General features: G+C 69.7%; 12 protein-coding genes. 9 read left to right on the plus strand and 3 right to left on the minus strand.

What is annotated here, in order from left to right; translation table 11 throughout:
* Window position 1 precedes the first annotated feature (1 nt).
* A complete protein-coding gene (locus QHF89_RS01600) occupies window positions 2-1,615 on the plus strand; it encodes a tetratricopeptide repeat protein (protein ID WP_284719900.1) in 1,614 nt (537 codons plus the stop codon).
* On the opposite strand, the gene QHF89_RS01605 is transcribed toward QHF89_RS01600, so the two are convergent.
* Entirely contained in the window at window positions 1,616-2,512 is an 897-nt protein-coding gene (locus QHF89_RS01605; protein ID WP_284719901.1) for a formylglycine-generating enzyme family protein, read from the minus strand.
* Complete coding sequence (locus QHF89_RS01610; RefSeq protein WP_284719902.1) at window positions 2,512-4,713, minus strand: hypothetical protein; 2,202 nt, start codon at window positions 4,711-4,713, stop codon at window positions 2,512-2,514. Before QHF89_RS01610 ends, QHF89_RS01605 begins: the two co-directional genes overlap by 1 nt.
* Window positions 4,714-4,898: 185 nt before the next feature.
* Between QHF89_RS01610 and QHF89_RS01615 the strand changes: the two genes are divergently transcribed.
* Genes QHF89_RS01615 through QHF89_RS01635 form a run of 5 tightly spaced genes read left to right on the plus strand, consistent with a single transcriptional unit; the run spans window position 4,899 to window position 11,381 of the window.
* Window positions 4,899-6,362 carry a GAF domain-containing protein gene (locus QHF89_RS01615; protein WP_136965305.1) on the plus strand — a complete coding sequence of 488 codons (1,464 nt, stop codon included), beginning with the start codon at window positions 4,899-4,901 and terminating at the stop codon, window positions 6,360-6,362.
* Between the two features lie 19 nt (window positions 6,363-6,381).
* Window positions 6,382-7,992: a sensor histidine kinase gene (locus QHF89_RS01620; protein ID WP_136965306.1), complete on the plus strand. Its 1,611-nt coding sequence runs from the start codon at window positions 6,382-6,384 to the stop codon at window positions 7,990-7,992.
* Between the two features lie 33 nt (window positions 7,993-8,025).
* Window positions 8,026-9,378, plus strand: a complete 1,353-nt coding sequence (locus tag QHF89_RS01625) for a radical SAM/SPASM domain-containing protein (protein WP_284719903.1) — start codon at window positions 8,026-8,028, stop codon at window positions 9,376-9,378.
* A gap of 31 nt (window positions 9,379-9,409) precedes the next feature.
* Window positions 9,410-9,883, plus strand: a complete 474-nt coding sequence (locus QHF89_RS01630) for a hypothetical protein (RefSeq protein WP_284719904.1) — start codon at window positions 9,410-9,412, stop codon at window positions 9,881-9,883.
* A gap of 4 nt (window positions 9,884-9,887) precedes the next feature.
* Window positions 9,888-11,381, plus strand: a complete 1,494-nt coding sequence (locus QHF89_RS01635) for an HTTM domain-containing protein (RefSeq protein ID WP_136965308.1) — start codon at window positions 9,888-9,890, stop codon at window positions 11,379-11,381.
* A gap of 7 nt (window positions 11,382-11,388) precedes the next feature.
* Here the strand turns inward: QHF89_RS01635 and QHF89_RS01640 are convergent, their stop codons facing one another.
* Window positions 11,389-12,294: a polyprenyl synthetase family protein gene (locus tag QHF89_RS01640; protein ID WP_136965309.1), complete on the minus strand. Its 906-nt coding sequence runs from the start codon at window positions 12,292-12,294 to the stop codon at window positions 11,389-11,391.
* Window positions 12,295-12,397: 103 nt separating this feature from the next.
* On the opposite strand from QHF89_RS01640, the gene crtD reads away from it, so the two are divergent.
* The 3 genes from crtD to QHF89_RS01655 are packed head-to-tail and all read left to right on the plus strand — an operon-like array spanning window position 12,398 to window position 15,998.
* Window positions 12,398-13,930 carry a 1-hydroxycarotenoid 3,4-desaturase CrtD gene (gene crtD / locus QHF89_RS01645; RefSeq protein WP_136965310.1) on the plus strand — a complete coding sequence of 511 codons (1,533 nt, stop codon included), beginning with the start codon at window positions 12,398-12,400 and terminating at the stop codon, window positions 13,928-13,930.
* On the plus strand, window positions 13,855-14,808 hold the full coding sequence (locus QHF89_RS01650; protein ID WP_284719905.1) for a carotenoid 1,2-hydratase: 954 nt from the start codon (window positions 13,855-13,857) through the stop codon (window positions 14,806-14,808). The genes crtD and QHF89_RS01650 overlap by 76 nt, the downstream gene beginning before the upstream one ends.
* Window positions 14,805-15,998, plus strand: coding sequence for a glycosyltransferase (locus QHF89_RS01655; RefSeq protein ID WP_136965311.1), 1,194 nt, complete (start codon window positions 14,805-14,807; stop codon window positions 15,996-15,998). The genes QHF89_RS01650 and QHF89_RS01655 overlap by 4 nt, the downstream gene beginning before the upstream one ends.
* The last annotated feature ends 148 nt before the right edge of the window (window positions 15,999-16,146 follow it).

Raw genomic sequence — 16,146 nt, forward strand, 5'->3', positions numbered from 1 at the left:
GATGGAGCGCGAGCCCGCGGACGCCGTTCGCCTGAGCCCTCACGACGAGGAGGAGTGGGAGCGGCTCTCGGGGCAGTTCCATTTTGCAGCGGGGCACTGGCTCGGGTTCTTGTTTTCGCCCTCCTCGTACGAGGCGCGGATCGTTCGGCGGCGCGTCGCGCAGGTGGTGGAGGAGCGGGGCGGGGCGCTGGACGTGTTCGTACCGGATTCGCCGGAGGCCCTGCGCGGGGTTCTTCCGTGGTTGCTTTCGCCCGAACGCAAGGAGGCGGCTTGCGTGTGGGTGGAGGGGTTTTTCGTGGATCTCACGGGGAAGGACGCGGCGCCGTGGGTGGCGGCGTGGGACGAGGTGATGCTGCGCGCGAACGAGCGGCGGGAGGCGTTGCGGCGACATTTGAGGGGCGGGCTGGTGTTTGCGGCGCCAGTAGGTATCAAGCCTCGATTTCGGGAGGCGGCGCCCGATGTTTGGTCGAGTCGGGCGATTGTGGTCGAGCTGGCGGGTGGGATGTATTTGCACGATGCGATGGCGGACATAGCGATCGTGCCGCCGATGCCGGAGCCGCCGGTGGAGAGGGACGAAGGGGAGGCTGCGCCCGATCCGGACTTCTGGATCGCGGAGGCCGAGCGTCGTCCCCCGGGAACGGCGGATCGGGCGAGCGCCTTGGTGGAAGCTGCACATGGACTTCAGAACGCGCGGCGCAGCGACGATGCGCTCGTCGCACTGTCCGAGGCGGTCGAGACATACCGACATCTGTCGCAAGCGCGGCCTGATGTGTTCCTCCCCGATCTCGCCAAGAATCTAGCCAGACAGAGCGTGCTGAACGTTTCGCTCGGACAGCGAGATGCGGCACGTCCTTCGCTGCAGGAGGCGGTGGGGATTTTCAGCGCGCTAACGGAGAGCGACCCGAAGACGTTTTCGCCGCTCCTCACGAGAACCCGTTTTGTCCTGGGTCTTTTGGAGTTCGAGCAATACCTCACCAGAGGCGACGTTCATGGGGCGCTAAAGCTGGCAATGTGGTTGCGGGACCTTGCCGCAGATGGCGACAATGCCTTTCTATCGGCGCTGGCTTGGTACACGCTGGGGCGCGCATGGAATAGTATCGAACGCCCGGCGGAAGCACTCGATCCGTTGCGCGAAGCCCGGCAGCGGTCTGCAACGCTAGCGGAGACTGGAGACAGGAATGCGGCGGCCCTGGAGACTGCCGCCATCATTCAGCAAGGGTTCGCGCTGCTGGACCTTCGACAGACCCAAGATGCCGAAAGAGCATACGAGGAGGCGTTTCGACGCAACGAGGAACGCGGCGTCGCCGCCGATATAGCCCTTCAATTCCTGCACGGCATGTTGCGTTTCGTCCAGGAGCGTTTCGAGGACGCGTTTGAGGTTTGGCAAAGCGCATTGCTCGACCCCAGGGTACAGGGCACCCCTCTCCTCCAGGTCATGGTGTGGCGTATGCTCGGTATGGTATACGCTCGCATGCATCGATTCGAAGACGCCGAGCGCGCGATTCAGCGGGCTCTGGAACTGGCGAGGTCCTTGGGCAACAACGTGGAAGTGAATCGCATCCTAGCCCTGCTTGTCCAGATCACCCAGATGCGTAGCAACTCCGCTCCCAGGTGATCACCCCGCCCCCACCACACACCGAAACCCATACCAAGGGTGCCGCTCGCTCGCGACGGGATGGTTGTCCGCCGGGGACTGGTTCCCCATGAGCCCATGGTCGTGCCAGGTGCCTCCCGTCACGCGGAACATCTTCTCCCGCGGACACGGCTGCTCACCCGCCGTCGAAATGCACGTGATCGGCTTCGGGTCGAACACGAACTCGGCCACATTCCCCGCCGTATCGTAAAGCCCGAAGGGACTCCGATCCCCCGTGTAACTCGCCACCGGACAGGTCCCGAGATCCGCGGCGGCCGGCGGCGCGCTGCTCGTGATCGGTCCCACCACGCCGCCCTGCGTCCCGCCCATCGCGCCGCGTTGCCAGCAATGCTCGATCTTCTCCGGCTCGTCGCGGCCCCACGGATAGGTGCGGTGCCGCTCGCCGAGCCGCTCCGCTTCGCTCATGCGCCCATCCCCGAGCGCGGCCCAGTACGCCTCGTAAATCGTCGGCAGGCGCCGGCCGCCGTTCCACTGGCAGTACGCCTCCGCTTCGGCCGGGCTCACGCAGTTGATCGGGTGATCGCCGCGACCAGGCTTGCCCCAGTTGCACATCGGCTCGTTGAACTTTTCGACGCGGCCTTCGCCCACGGGCGCGACACACGCCTTCGCGCCGACACACGCGGCATAGCCGGAGACCGTCACCTCGGTCGCCTCGATCTGGAACGGCTGCACCGTGACGACCGTGCGGTTCACCGCCATCGATTCGCGGAACGAGAAGGTCGCCCCGGGGATCGAGACCAGGCGCGCGCCCCGCGGCGAGACCGCCAGGCGCCTCGCGTTCTCCGCGTCCGTTCGACCGCAGCCGGTCACGGCGACGACGAGCAAGAGGCCAAGCGGGAGCCTCGTCGGGGAGCGCATCAGCGTCCCGCCGACGGCGCTCCGCCGTCCTCCAGGATCCACGCGTGGTACGTGATCCACTCGCCCTCGACGGGCGTGATCGCGAGTTCAAAGCGCGGCGCGAGGTCGGCCGGCAGATCGACGCTCGGCTCGGTCCACGTGGGCCCGGGGCGCGCTTCGAGCTTGCCGAGGAGGCGGCCGTCGGCGCGGACTTCGGCCGCGACCTGCCGGCCCGCGACGGTGCGCACGACGAGACGGCCGCCGCGCCTCGGCGCGTTCATCAGGGCGCGCTCGGGCTCGCCGTGCGGGACGATGCGGCCGGCGTCGAAGAGATCGCGGAGCCTTTGGCCGGGCTCGGGCAGGACGCGGTGCACGACGAAGCCCATGCCCGGGCGCGGGAAGTTGTAGCCGTGGGCCTTTTCGTTGACGAGATCCCCGACGTCGAGCTCGTCGATCACGCGCTCGCCTTCCCGCTGCGTGCGGGGCCAGCCGTTCCTGTCGAGCGCGCTCCAGTCGGCTTTGTAGATGACCTTCTCCGCGCCGCCGCAGATCACGTTGCCGACGACGGGCACGCCCACGAGGCGACGGCCGAAGAGGCCCGGGAGGTCGCCCCACCACGACGGGTAGATGGCCATGTGGTCGGGCCGATCCTCGGGCGGGATACGTTCGAGCAGCTCGATCGTGGCGCCGAGGCCGTTCACGCCGGCACGCGCGAAAGGAAGGTCGTGGTAGCCGCCGAGGCCGATGATGTCGAGGCCGGGCAGGTCCGACGCATACATGAGCGCGCCCGCGTCGCCGACGAGCACGCGCTTCGCCTTGCGCTCGGCGAGCACCTTGCCCGCGACCACGTGCTGGTCGCGGATGTTGCGGCTCGCGCGGCCGAAGAACCAGATCTGATCACGCATGTTCGGCGCCTGGTGGACGCCGTAGAGGACGACCACGCCGCACGCGATCGCGATCCGCAACGCGAAGAGGCCCCGCGCGCGGCGGGTCGCTTCGAACGCGGGCGTGAGGAGCACGCCGAGGCCCATCGCGGCGAGGATGAAGAGCCACGCGACGGCGCTCATCGTGTAGCGCTCGTTTTGCCAGCGGACCTGGCCGTTCAGCGAGACGAGCAGGAGCCAGCCCACGACCTGCGCCCAGAGCATGGCCGCGATCCCGCGGGTCTTTTTCGAGAAGAACGGGATCAGCGCGACGAGCGGGACGACCCAGCCCCAAGGGAGGTTCTGGCCGGGGATCCAGTCGGCGAAGTGGTGCTGCGTGTTGCGCAGGACGACGTACTTCAGGTGCGAGAGGTACTCGTCGAGCTTCTGCTCGCCGTTCATGTAGGGGTGGTTCAGCGCGAGCTTGACGATCGCGCCGGCCGCCGCCCATTCGCCGGTGAAGAGGCGGTTCGCCACGGCCTGCGCCACGGCCACGATCGCGCCGGGGATCGAGGCGCGGAGCAAGGTCGCGAATGCGGCGCGGAGGCCGAGGGGCTTTCGCACGAGGAGCGCGGCGTAGAACGCGAAGATCGCGATGCACACGACGGACTCGGGCCGCGTCGCGTAGAGCAGCGCGCCCGCGAGGCCCGCGAGGAAGCCGTCGCGGCGCACGGCGCGGGGATCGTCGAGCGTCTTGCCGATCGAGAGGATCGGCAGGAGCATGAGCGCCCAGACGCCGAGGTGGAACGCGTTCTCCATGCCGCTGAAGAGCGACCAGTCGAGGGCGCCGAGCGAGAGCACGGCCGGCGGCACGAGGTACTTCGTGGTGCGCCCGAGCGGCTCACACGCGCGTCCGGCGACGACGAGGAAGAACGTGGTCGAGATACACGCGATGAGCGCCGCCCACGCCATGAGGTCGAGGCTGCGGAAGCCGAGGAGGTAGCCGAGCGAGAGCGTGAACGGGTAGAGCAGGCTCGTGTTGCCGCTGGAGAAGCCGTTGCCCTCGGACCACTGGAAGGGAAAGCCGCGGGCCGCGGCGCGCGCGTAGTCGAAGTGGATGAAGACGTCGTCGAGCGGCGCCGACCAGCCGCCCCGCGTCTGCACGTGCATGTACCCGTAGAACACTGTGGCCGCGTAGAGGACGCAGGCCCAGGCGTAGACGGGGTAGAGCACGCGGTCGATCGCGGGCCAGCTCTCGACGACACGCGCGAAAAAGCCCGGGTCGTAGGTGTCGCCGCGTTGCCGGGCCCCGTGGGGGGCCGCCGCTTCCGCTTCGTCTTTGTCCAGTGTGGCGGGCACGGGGGACTCTTATTACACGATCCCCGGTTCGGCCCGCGCGCCGACCTCGTCGTGACGCACGGGGCCCGGCCGAACCCGGGGACCATGAATTCCAAGGGCGCGCGCGTTGACCGGCCCTTGCCGCACCTGTAGAAAAGAACCGCGTTCGAGCGTCGCGGAAGGCGCCGACGCCGAATGGACGACCGATGCGCTGGTTCGTGGAAATCTCGTCGGCCGGGCCCTCCGCCGAACCTCCGGCAAAGCTCACCGTGGAGGCCCCGCAGTGGCAGCCCGCGCTCCAGAAGGCCCGCGCGATGCGCGGGGACGACGGGTCGTTCGGCAACTTCTCGATCGAGCTTCTCGACGACGGCTACAAGGCCGTCGATCCGGTAAAGAAGCTCCGCTACGTGGTGCGCAAAGCGCCCGATACGGCCGAGCTCTCCCCCGGCGGGCAAGCCGCCGCCGAGCCGCCGAAGGGCCGGCCGGCCGTCACCGCCCCCCCGCGCGTCGCAACCCCGCCCCGCGCGACGCCCGCGCCCGCGGCCACGCCGCTGCCGAACCCCCGCGTGCTTTCGAGCCGCGAGGTAGCCGCCACGGAGAGCTCGCCGCTGACGTACCGCGAGCACGTGTACGTCGTGCCCGAGGGGACGGCGGTCGAGGTGGCGCGGCGGGTCGTGCTGGATCGGTTCGAGGCCGTGAAGAAGGCGCTCGACGGCGAGCGCGGCGTGCTCGTGAACCTCGCGGTGTTCGATCACGCCTACGAGGGGAAACCCGCGCGCGCGCCGCTCGTCACGCTGATGTGGAAGGACTGGCGCGGCGAGCCGGAGGTGCGTCCGCCGGCGCCGCAGCCGAGCAAGTCCGTGGCCGCCGCCGCGCCGCGTCCCGCTTCGACGCCGCCGCCCGCGCAACGCGCCGTCTCGACGCCGCCGCCTGCGCAGCGCGCCGTCTCGACGCCGCCTGCGCGTTCGCCTTCGTCGCCGCCGCCTGCGCAGCGGTCCGTCTCGACGCCGCCTGCGCGTTCGCCCTCGGCGCCGCCTCCGCGCGCGGCGGCCGGGTCGAGCCCCGCGATCAAGGCCGCGGCCACGACGACCACGAAGTCCACGCCGCCGAAGGCGCGTGTTCGCTCCGCCGAAGAGCTGATGAAAGAGCTCGAGGGCGCCTCGACGGATCTGCACTTCCTGAGCGACGCGCTCGAAGGCGCCGACTTCGTGATCTCGATCCTCCGGGAGCAGCTCCCGAGCGAGCTCATCCTCGTCTGGTTCCACGACGCCGAGAAACGCGAGCTCGTCCTCGTGCGCCAGCAAGGCGGCAAGCACGACAGGCTCCTCGCCCGCATGCCCGATCGCACGGGCCTCGCGCAGGCGGCCATCGCCAACAAGAAGGCCCTCGTCATCACCGACGCGCAGCGCGATCCACGCGCCGTGGACGCGCGCTGGAAGGCCTTCGGCATCGATCCGAAGAGCATCGCCTGCGCGCCCGCGCTCGGCGGCGGCAAGACGCTCGGCCTCATCGAGATCGTGAACCCCACGGGCGGCGGTCGATACGCCGCGGCCGAGGGCAACGCGCTCACCTACGTCGGCAAGGAGCTCGCGGAGTTCCTCACCATCCAGGGCGTCGTGCTCGATCCGGAGAAGATCCGGGCCACGGCGAACAAGGCGGCGGCGCGCTAGGCGCGCGGCGAGACCGTCCATGCAGCGTCGTCGGCTGCGCGAGCGGCTGCTCTACTTCGCGATCGTCCCCTCGATCGTCTTCGCCGTCCTCGTGCTCGGCGGCATCGCGCTGCGCACCACGCTCCAGATCGAGAAGGCGCGCCAGCAGACCGTCTTCGACGCCACGCTCACGCTCGCCGACGAGCGCGTCGACCGGCTCGACAAGCTCATCATCGCGCAGGACAACGTCGTCGCGGCGCACGTCGACATCGCGAACCTCAACACGATCGCGCGCCGCTGGTTGCCCACGGCCTCCCGCGAGACGCCGACGGTGCGCGCGATCCTGGTGCTCGATCTGAGCCACGAGTCGCGCGACGTGCTCGCGTTCGCCTCGCGCGCGCCGGGCCGCGAGGATGACGCGTTTCGCAGGCTCCTCCTCGGCCGGCTCTTCTCCAGCCTGAACTTCGACGGCGACACGGAGGAGCTGCGCCACCTGCACCAGATCATCGATCAGCAGAGCATCCTGATCAGCTACTGGCAGCGCACCTACGCGGGCCGGCGTTACCTCGTCGTCGCCTGGCACGACGTGCCGCGCCTCGTGCACGACGTCTTCCCGCGGCTCTACCGCGACATCGATCGCGGCAACAGCCGCATGAACGTCATCGACGAGGAGGGCCGCATCGTCTTCGGCCCGCCCATCAAAGGCGGCGAGTTCACCGTCGGTCGCCCCTTCCCGACGACGCTCTACAACTGGCGCCTCCAGATCGCGCTGACCAGCGCCGACGACCTCGGCGACAAGGTCGAGCGGCAGCGCCTGGTGGAGCTCGGTATGGTCGGCTTCGCGGCGATCGTGGTGCTCGTCGGTGTGACGATCATCATCTTTGCGTCGATGAAGGAGCGCAGGCTCGCCGCGCTGAAGAGCGACTTCGTGGCGAACGTCTCGCACGAGCTCAAGACGCCGCTCGCGCTCGTCCGCATGTTCGGCGAGATCCTCCTCGCCGATCGCGTGGCCAGCGAGGACAAGCGCCGGCAGTACCTCCAGATCATCGTGAGCGAGAGCGAGCGGCTCACGGCGCTGATCGAGAACGTCCTCGATTTCGCCAAGGTCGAGCGCGGAAAGGCCGCGTACGAGTTCGCGCCCGGCAAGCTGGAGGACGTCGTCAGCCGCGCCGTCGACGTCTATCGCTACCGCGCCGAGCGGGACGGCATCGTCGTGCACCTCGTGAGCGCCGAGGGCATGCCCGAGGCGATGCTCGACGCCCGCGCCATGGAGCTTGCGATCATCAACCTGCTCGACAACGCCTTCAAGTACGCGAAGGACGGCGGCCGGGTCGACGTCGAGGTCGCCTCGGAGGACGACGCGGTCGTCGTGCGCGTGAGTGATCGGGGCCCCGGGATCGATCCCGACGAGCAGGAGCGCATCTTCGAGCGTTTCGTGCGTGGGCGGCGGGCGGGCGAGCAGCGCATCCGCGGCAGCGGCATCGGGCTCGCGCTCGTCAAGCACATCGCCGAGAGTCACGGCGGCAGCATCGAGGTGAAGAGCCCCATCCTGGAAGACGGCCGCGGCAGCGTGTTCGTGCTGCGAATTCCGGCGTCCCGTGGGCATGCGCCTCGGAAGTTGCCAATCGCGGGGGCTTCCTCCGTGGCGTAGACTCTTCGTGTGTCTTCGGCTTCTGATCCTTCCTTGAACCCTCTCCGGGAAGCCGACGGCTTCGAGCCGCCGGTGCCCACACCTCTCCTCACGCCGCGAACGGTCCTCGTCCGCAATCGCTCGCTCCCCGTGGCGCCGCTGGCCGATCCGCCGCGGCGTCATCTGCCGCTCGCGGGTCCTTCACGTGGCGTCGACCAGGCGTGGCGGCCGATTTACGTGATCTGGGAGATCACGCTGCGCTGCGATCTCGCCTGTCATCATTGCGGATCACGCGCGGGACGAGCGCGACCCGAGGAGCTCTCCACCGAGGAGGCGCTCGACCTCGTGCGGCAGATGCGGGACCTCGAGGTCACCGAAATCACGCTGATCGGCGGCGAGGCATACCTGCGTGACGACTGGGACGTCATCGCGAGGGCGATCGTCGACGCTGGGATGATCTGCACGATCACCACGGGAGGTCGAGGTTTCTCCGCCGAACGCGCGCGGCGCGCGAAGGCCGCGGGCGTGCGTAGCGTCTCGGTGTCGATCGACGGGCTCGCCGCGACCCACGACATGTTGCGCGGCGTGAAGGGCAGCCACGCGAGCGCGATGGAGGCGCTCCGGAACACGAAGGAGGCGGGGCTCGTCGTCAACGCCAACACGCAGATCGGCCGCCTCAACCTCGCCGAGGTTCCTGCGGTGTTCGAGGGGTTGATCGCGGCGGGCGTCGACACGTGGCAGGTGCAGATCACGGTCGCCATGGGGCGCGCCGCCGACCAGCCCGAGGTGTTGCTCGAACCGTGGCAGATGCTGGAGGTGATGCCGATGCTCGCGGCCTTGAAAGAGCGCGGTGATCGGCACGGGCTGCGCATCTGGCCCGCCAACAACATCGGCTACTTCGGCCCGTACGAGCATGTGCTGCGGGGCTCGTTCCCCATGGGATACAACGGCTCGTGTGGCGCGGGCCGCACGTTGCTCGGCGTCGAGGCCAACGGCGATCTCAAGGGTTGCCCGTCTTTGCCGTCGCAAGCGTACGTGGGCGGCAACATCCGGGAGCGATCGTTGCGAGAGGTCTGGGAGCAGACCGATGCGCTGCGCTTCACGCGTGATCGCACCGTGGACGAGTTGTGGGGCCATTGCCGCGATTGCTACTACGCCGACGCCTGCAAGGCCGGGTGTAGCTGGACGGCGCACGTGCTCTTCGGGCGACGCGGCAACAACCCGTTTTGCCATCACCGCTCCCTCGAGCTTTTGCGCGAGGGGCGACGCGAGCGGCTCGTGCCTGCGGAGGCGGCGTCGGGTAAACCCTTCGATCACGGGCGTTTCGAGCTGATCGAGGAGGACTGGCCCGCGCACGAGCTCGACGACGCGCGGCGACGCTACGGCCTCGCCCCGGTTGTGCCTTGACACGAACCACGAGTCCGGAGACCTGTAAGGAATGAAAGCTTCCTTCGCGCCTTGCCCTTCTTGCAACCGTCACATCCGCATATCCGAGGCCACGTGCCCGTTCTGCGGACAAACCGTCCCCGAGGACATGGCGTCGCGCGCGCGCACGCTCCCCACGGGGCGCCTGACCCGCGCGATGATCTTCGCGTTCGGCAGCACGCTCGCCGCGGCCGCGTGTGGCAGCGACGACAAAGACGGCGGCACGAGTGACGTGGGCAGCTACGGTGGCGCGTACGGCGGCGGCCCCGGTTGGGGTGGCGGCGGCATGGGCGGCTCTCCCAGCGTGGGGGGCTCGTACGGCGGCGGCCCGGGTTGGACGACCGGTCCCGGCGTGGGCGGCGGCGGCATGGGCGGCGTGGGCGGCGGCGGCATGGGCGGCGTGGGCGGCGTCGGCGGGGAAGGCGGCACCGGCGGCACCGGCGGCGAAGGTGGATCCGGCGGCGACGGCGGCTCCGGCAGCAAGTGATTCGATGACCGAACCCGGATCCCTCCGGGCGTCGTACCTCTCGATCGATCGGCGCCTGCTGGGTCTGTTTCGGATCTACCTCGGCGTGGTCCTGCTCGGGGATCTCGGCCGCAGGTTGCCCGAGCTCGCGCTTTTCTACAGCGACGAAGGCGTCTTGCCTTCCCACCTGTCGCTGTTCGCGCCGCTCGCATCCCCGAACTTCTCGCTGCTGCACGCCTTCACCTCGCCGGGCGAGGTGTCCTTCGCATTCGTCCTGTTCGCGTGTGTCTACCTCGCGCTCGTCGCGGGCTTTCACACGAAGCTCGCGCAGATCCTCGCGCTCCTCGTCTGGACGAGCCTCGGCGCGCGCAACCTGTTCCTGGAGAACTCGGGCAACGCGGCGATGGCGGCGCTGCTCGTGTGGACGACGTTTCTCCCGCTCGGCGATCGGTACTCCGTCGACGCCTGGCGAAAGGCGCGGCGCGGCGAGCCCGAAGGCGAAACGGCCTTCACCTCGCTCGCCGTGCTCGCCCTCGCGCTCCAGATCGCCGCGATTTACCTGCTCAACGCCGTCCAGAAGAGCGGAGCGACGTGGCGCGCGGGCGAGGCGGTGCACGATGTCCTCTGGCAACACCGGCTCACCACGTCGGCTGCGGGCGTGCTTCGGCTTCACGAACCCGCGTGGCTGTCGCCGGCTCTGTCGTGGTTCACGCTCGTGATCGAGTGGAGCGCGCCGTTGCTCGTGTTATCGCCGCTGCGGACAGGCGCCACGCGGACGCTCCACTTCGTGCTCACGACGGCGCTGCACCTCGGCATCGCGTTGCTCTTTTCGGTGGGCGTCTTTTCCTGGGCGATGATCGGCTTCAACCTGCTGCTCTTGCCGCCGGCGGCCGTCGACGTGCTGCTCCGGCGCGCCCCCTTTTTCGCGAGGCTCGCCCGAACGAGCGTGGCGCCGAGCCTCCCGCCGCCGATTCGTTCGCCCTTTTTCGAGCACGTTCATCGCTGGGGACGCGCGCTTCGCGAGATGGCCGTGCTGCTCGTGCTGGTCACGATCGGCGCGCAGATCACCCAGGACAATGCCGTCGTGCCGACGTGGCTGCGCGTGTCTCCGCCTTTTCCCACGCCGGTCCGTTACCTGCGCCTGATCCAAGGATGGAACCAATTCGCCCCCGAGGCGCCGCGCCACGACGGGACCTTCGTCGTGGATGCGCGCACCGAATCCGGTCGGCACATCGACCCGCTTACCGGCGCGCCCCCCGATTTCGACGTGCTCTTGCGCGGCCCGGGCGCGATGAGCCAGCTCCGGTGCGAATACTTTTATCACGTGCGGCGCGAGCCCTTCGCGCGCTACCGCGACGCGCTCGCGCGGTGGCTCCTCGACTGGCACCGTCGCGAAGGGCTCGCCGCCTCCGAGCGGATCGTCGCGCTCGACGTCTGGTGGGTCTCCGCCGATGCCCCACCTCCCGGCGAAACGACGCCTCGCAATCTACGGAAGACGCAGATTCTCCATCACCCTTGAGGCCGCTTCAAACCTCGGGTTGTTCGGCCTGCGCGCCTTGCGACACGGCCACGTGGGCACGGCGGCGGATGCGCTCGACCACCTGCGTGGCCCAGCGCGCGAGATCCTCGCGGCCGGGGCAGTCCGGGATCGACAGGATCGCGGCGTCGACGAGCTGTTCGAAGAGGTGCGTCGAGGCGCCGAGCCCGAGGTCGGACGCCGCGTTCGGCCGCCCGAGCGCCGCGTCGCGGCCCACGGGTTTGCCTGCGCTCGCCGCGTTGCTGAGCACGTCGAGCATGTCGTCGGCGATCTGGTAGGCCTCGCCGATCCGCTGCCCGAACCCGCGCCACGCCTCCGCCTCCTCCGCATCGGCGCCGGCCGCGACCGCGCCACCCACGGCGGCAGCCTCGAAGAGCGCGCCCGTCTTGGCCCTTCGATAGAGCGTCGCCGGGATGCTCGGCTCGCTCTCCCAGCCCTGGCCCGCGATGATCCCGTACGGCATGCCCACGCCGCGGCCGACCGTGGTCACGAGTTTGCCGAGCCGCAGCGGCGCCGCGACCGACGCGCGGGCCAGGACCTCGAACGCGAGCGTGAGGAGCTGGTCGCCGGCGAGCACGGCGAGCGGCTCTCCGAAGGCACGGTGTGTCGAAGGTTGCCCGCGTCGGGTCAGGGCGGCGTCGAAGCAGGGCAGGTCGTCGTGGACCAGCGACGCGCAATGCATGAGCTCGACGGCCGCGGCGACCCCGTCGGCGAGCCCCGGCACGTCTTCCCCGCAGGCCATGGCGACGCGCAGGCAGAGCTGCGGCCGGATGCGAGCGCCGGCCGGAAACACGGAGTGATAGACGGCGGCCGCGAGGCGGGGCGGGGCGCCCGGGGCGCACATCGGATCGAGGGCTGCGCGCAGAGCGCGCTCGACGCGACTGGAGACGTCCATGCGAGGGGTATCGTCCATGGATGTGGAACCCTTGTCAAGGGTTTGGTGGTCCATGATGAACAAACTCTAGACAGATGTCCAAGGTTGTTGTAGGAACGGGCTCATGGCGAACAGGACGAGCCGTGCGGTGGTGATCGGCGCCGGCGTGGGCGGCCTGGTGTCGGCGCTGGAGCTGGCTCGTCGGGGGATCGAAGTCGTGGTCCTCGAACGTGCGCCCAGGGTCGGCGGCAAGATGCGGCAGGTCGACGTGGGCGGACGGGCGATCGATGCCGGTCCTACGGTCATGACCATGCGCTGGGTCCTCGAAGAGGTGTTTTCTTCGGCGGGAGCCTCGCTCGACGCCGAGCTCACCCTTCGGCGGGCGGAGGTCCTGGCGCGACACGCCTGGGGAGAGGGGCCCACGCTCGATTTGTACGCCGATCTCGACCGCTCCGTCGAGGCCGTATCGACGTTCGCCGGCCGCGCCGAGGGCGAGGGATACCGGCGGTTCTGCGCGTATACCCAGCGCATTTACGAGACCGTGCAGAAGCCGTTTCTGTGTTCGGAGCGCCCGAGCCTCAGCTCGGCGATGGTCGCGGTCGGCTCGCTCGGCCTCCAGGGAATGCTCTCCATCGACGGACACCGGACCCTCTGGAAGGCCCTCGGCGAGTTTTTCCAAGACGCACGTTTGCGCCAGCTCTTCGGCCGATACGCCACGTATTGCGGCTCCTCGCCGTTCCTCGCGCCGGCGACGCTCAACGTGATCGCCCACGTCGAGCGCGACGGCGTCTACCTCGTCGAGGGCGGCATGTACCGCGTCGCCGAGGCGCTCGCGCGGGTGGCCGAGCGCCTCGGGGTCACGATTCGCTGCGGCGAGCACGTCACGGAGCTCGTCGTGGAAGGCAACCGGGCCGCGGGCGTGCGCCTCGCCTCGGGCGAGCGGCTGCAGGCAGACCTCGTCGTCCACAATGGCGACCCCGCGGCGCTCTTCCAGGGAATGCTCGGCGCGTCCGGGAGGCGCGCAATCCCGGCCCCCGCGGAGCGCTCGCTCTCGGCCGTCACCTGGGCGTTCGTGGCCGAGGCGCGGGGCGGTTATCCGCTCACGCGCCACAACGTCTTTTTCTCGAAGGATTATCACGAGGAGTTCCGCGACCTCTTCGATCGTGGCGTCTTGCCCCGAGAGCCCACGGTGTACGTCTGCGCCCAGGATCGCGACGACGGGGATCAAGCGCCTCCGGGCCCCGAGCGGTTCCTCTGCCTCGTCAATGCGCCGGCCCGCGGGGATCAGCGCGCCCTTACCACTTCGGAGATCAAGCCATGCGAAACAGCAGCGTTCTCGCTCCTCGAACGGGCGGGTCTCGTCTTACCGCCGTTTGCCGCGCCGCCCGTCGTGACGACACCGAGCGAGTTCGATCGCATGTTCCCAGCGACGGGGGGGGCCCTGTACGGCCCGGCGTCGCACGGGTGGAAGTCCCCGTTCGTCCGGGCGGCGTCGCGCACGAAGATCCCGGGGCTCTACCTGACGGGTGGAGCCGCGCATCCGGGGGCGGGCGTGCCGATGGCGGCGCTGAGCGGGCGTCTGTGCGCGAAAGCCGTGATCGAGGACCTCGGTTCGACGAGCCGGTCCCGCGAAACGGTTATGCGTGGTGGTATCTAGACGCGCTCAGCGACGACGGCCGCAGCGGCATCACCATCATCGGCCTCGTCGGGAGCGTCTTTTCGCCGTTTTATGCGGCCGCACGCAAGCGCGGCCCTGCCGACCCGCTCGCCCATTGCTCGATGAACGTCGCGCTGTATGGGCCCGCGCGTGATGCGTGGTCGTTCACCGAGCGCGGCGGGACCGACGTGCGCCGGTATGGCACGGCGCTCGTCATCGGCACGAGCTCGATGGAGTGGCAGGACGATACGCTCGTCGTCCGGTTCGAGGAGGAGACCGCGCCGCTGCCGGGCCGCGTCTCGGGCACGGTGCGGATCCATCCGCTCGCGATCGCCCACGAGTCGTTCGTCCTCGACACGCACGGCCGTCACCGCTGGGCGCCGATCGCGCCGATCGCCCGCGCCGAAGTCGACATTCGTCGCCCCGAGGGCACGCGCTGGACGGGCATGGCGTACGTCGACTCGAATTTCGGCAGCGAGCCACTCGAAGACAGCTTCACCGGCTGGAACTGGAGCCGCGCCACCACGCAGCGCCGCACGGTCGTGACGTACGACTCGGTTCGTCGTGATGGAACCCGTGATCTCATCCAGCACAGCTTCGGCGCCGACGGACGGTCCGAGCCGCTCGAACCGCTCGCCCTCGCGCGCGCGCCGCGCACGCTGTGGGGCATGGAGCGCCCCGTGCGGGTCGATCCGGGCACGTCCCCGCGGGTCGTGCGCACGCTCGAAGACACGCCGTTTTACGCGCGCTCGCAGCTCTCCGGCCGTTACCTCGGCGAACACGCGCACGGCGTGCACGAGGCGCTCTCGCTCGATCGGTTCCGCACCCGGGTGGTGCAGTTCATGCTGCCGTATCGGATGCGACGCGTCTCGCCATGACGACGGACGTCCCGAGTCTCCTCGGTTTCCTGCTCTTCGGGTGGTCCTTCGCGGTCGCCTCGACCTCGCTCGAAGCCGTCCGGCGCGCGACCTTCGCCCCGCGCGCCGCCCTCCGGAGAGGCGCGGAGGCGGACGTCCGGAAGGAAAACCCCACGGTCCTCGTCGTGCGCCCTTGCGCGGGCAGCGAACCCTCGCTCGAGCGTACGCTCGCCTCGCTCGCCCGCGCGAAGCGCTCCTTCGACGTCCGGTGCCGCTTCGCCATCGAGGAGGCCTCCGACCTCGCCTTGCCCGCGGCGCGCATGGCGGCCGAGGCGCTCGCGCGCGCTGGGATCGAGGCCGAGATCGTCTTCACCGGTGGCGGCGGACCGAACCGCAAGGCCGCGCAGCTCGCGGCCGTAGCCGAGGGCGCCGACGTTCTGATCGTCACCGACAGCGACGTCGATCTCGATGGGGTCGACCTCGATGCCCTCGTCGCGCCGCTCGTCGGGCCATCGCCTGCGTGGGTCGCGTGGGCGCCGCCGGCCGAGCATGCGCATCCGCGGACGCTCGGTGATCACGCCTCCGCGGCTGTCCTCGGCGCCTCGCTCCACGCCTTCCCGCTCCTCGCGCGCCTCGATCCGCGTGGCCTCGTCGGCAAGCTCTTCGCCATCCGCGCGAGCGCGCTCGCCGCGATCGGCGGCTTTGGCTCGCTCGTCCACTACCTCGGCGAGGACATGGAGATCGCGCGGCGCGTCCGCGCGAAGGGTGGCTCGGTCGTGGCCGTGCCGATCGTGGCGCGCTCGCTCGCCGAGGGACGATCGTGGGAGGCCGTGATCGCCCGCTTCTCTCGGTGGCTCACGGTGATCCGCGTGCAGCGCCCGCTCCTCTTGTGGAGCTACCCCGCGCTCTTCTTCGCCACCTGGCCCATCGTCCTGCTCGCGGTCGCGTTTGCCTTCGTCGTCCCGCAGGTCGCGCTCGGCGCCGCGCTGCTCGCGCTGCTCGCGCGCCTCGTCATCGCGCTCGCCGCCGCGCGCGCTGCGGGGCGCCCGGTGGGCCTCGCCTCTGCGTTGCGGGATGCCGTCCTCGCCGACGTCGTGCTCGCCTTCGCGTTCACGCGTGCCCTACGATCGCGTACGGTCCTGTGGCGGGATCGTGTCCTCGTCGTCGACCGTGCCGGCCTTTTGCGTCAGCCCTCCGCCCTGAAACCGTGAGGTCGGCCCTCCTGGGGATCTTGGTATCGACGACGACCCGAGAGGATCGTCCAAAAGTTGGCGCATTTCCCGCGTAGGTTGCGTCGTCGAGCGCTGCCCCGACGAGGAAGGTTCGTGGTATCGATCGAGCGTCGGTCGGGGGGTTGGT

Origin of the sequence: Polyangium sorediatum (assembly GCF_029946465.1) — a bacterium.
GTDB classification, from domain to species: domain Bacteria; phylum Myxococcota_A; class Polyangia; order Polyangiales; family Polyangiaceae; genus Polyangium; species Polyangium fumosum.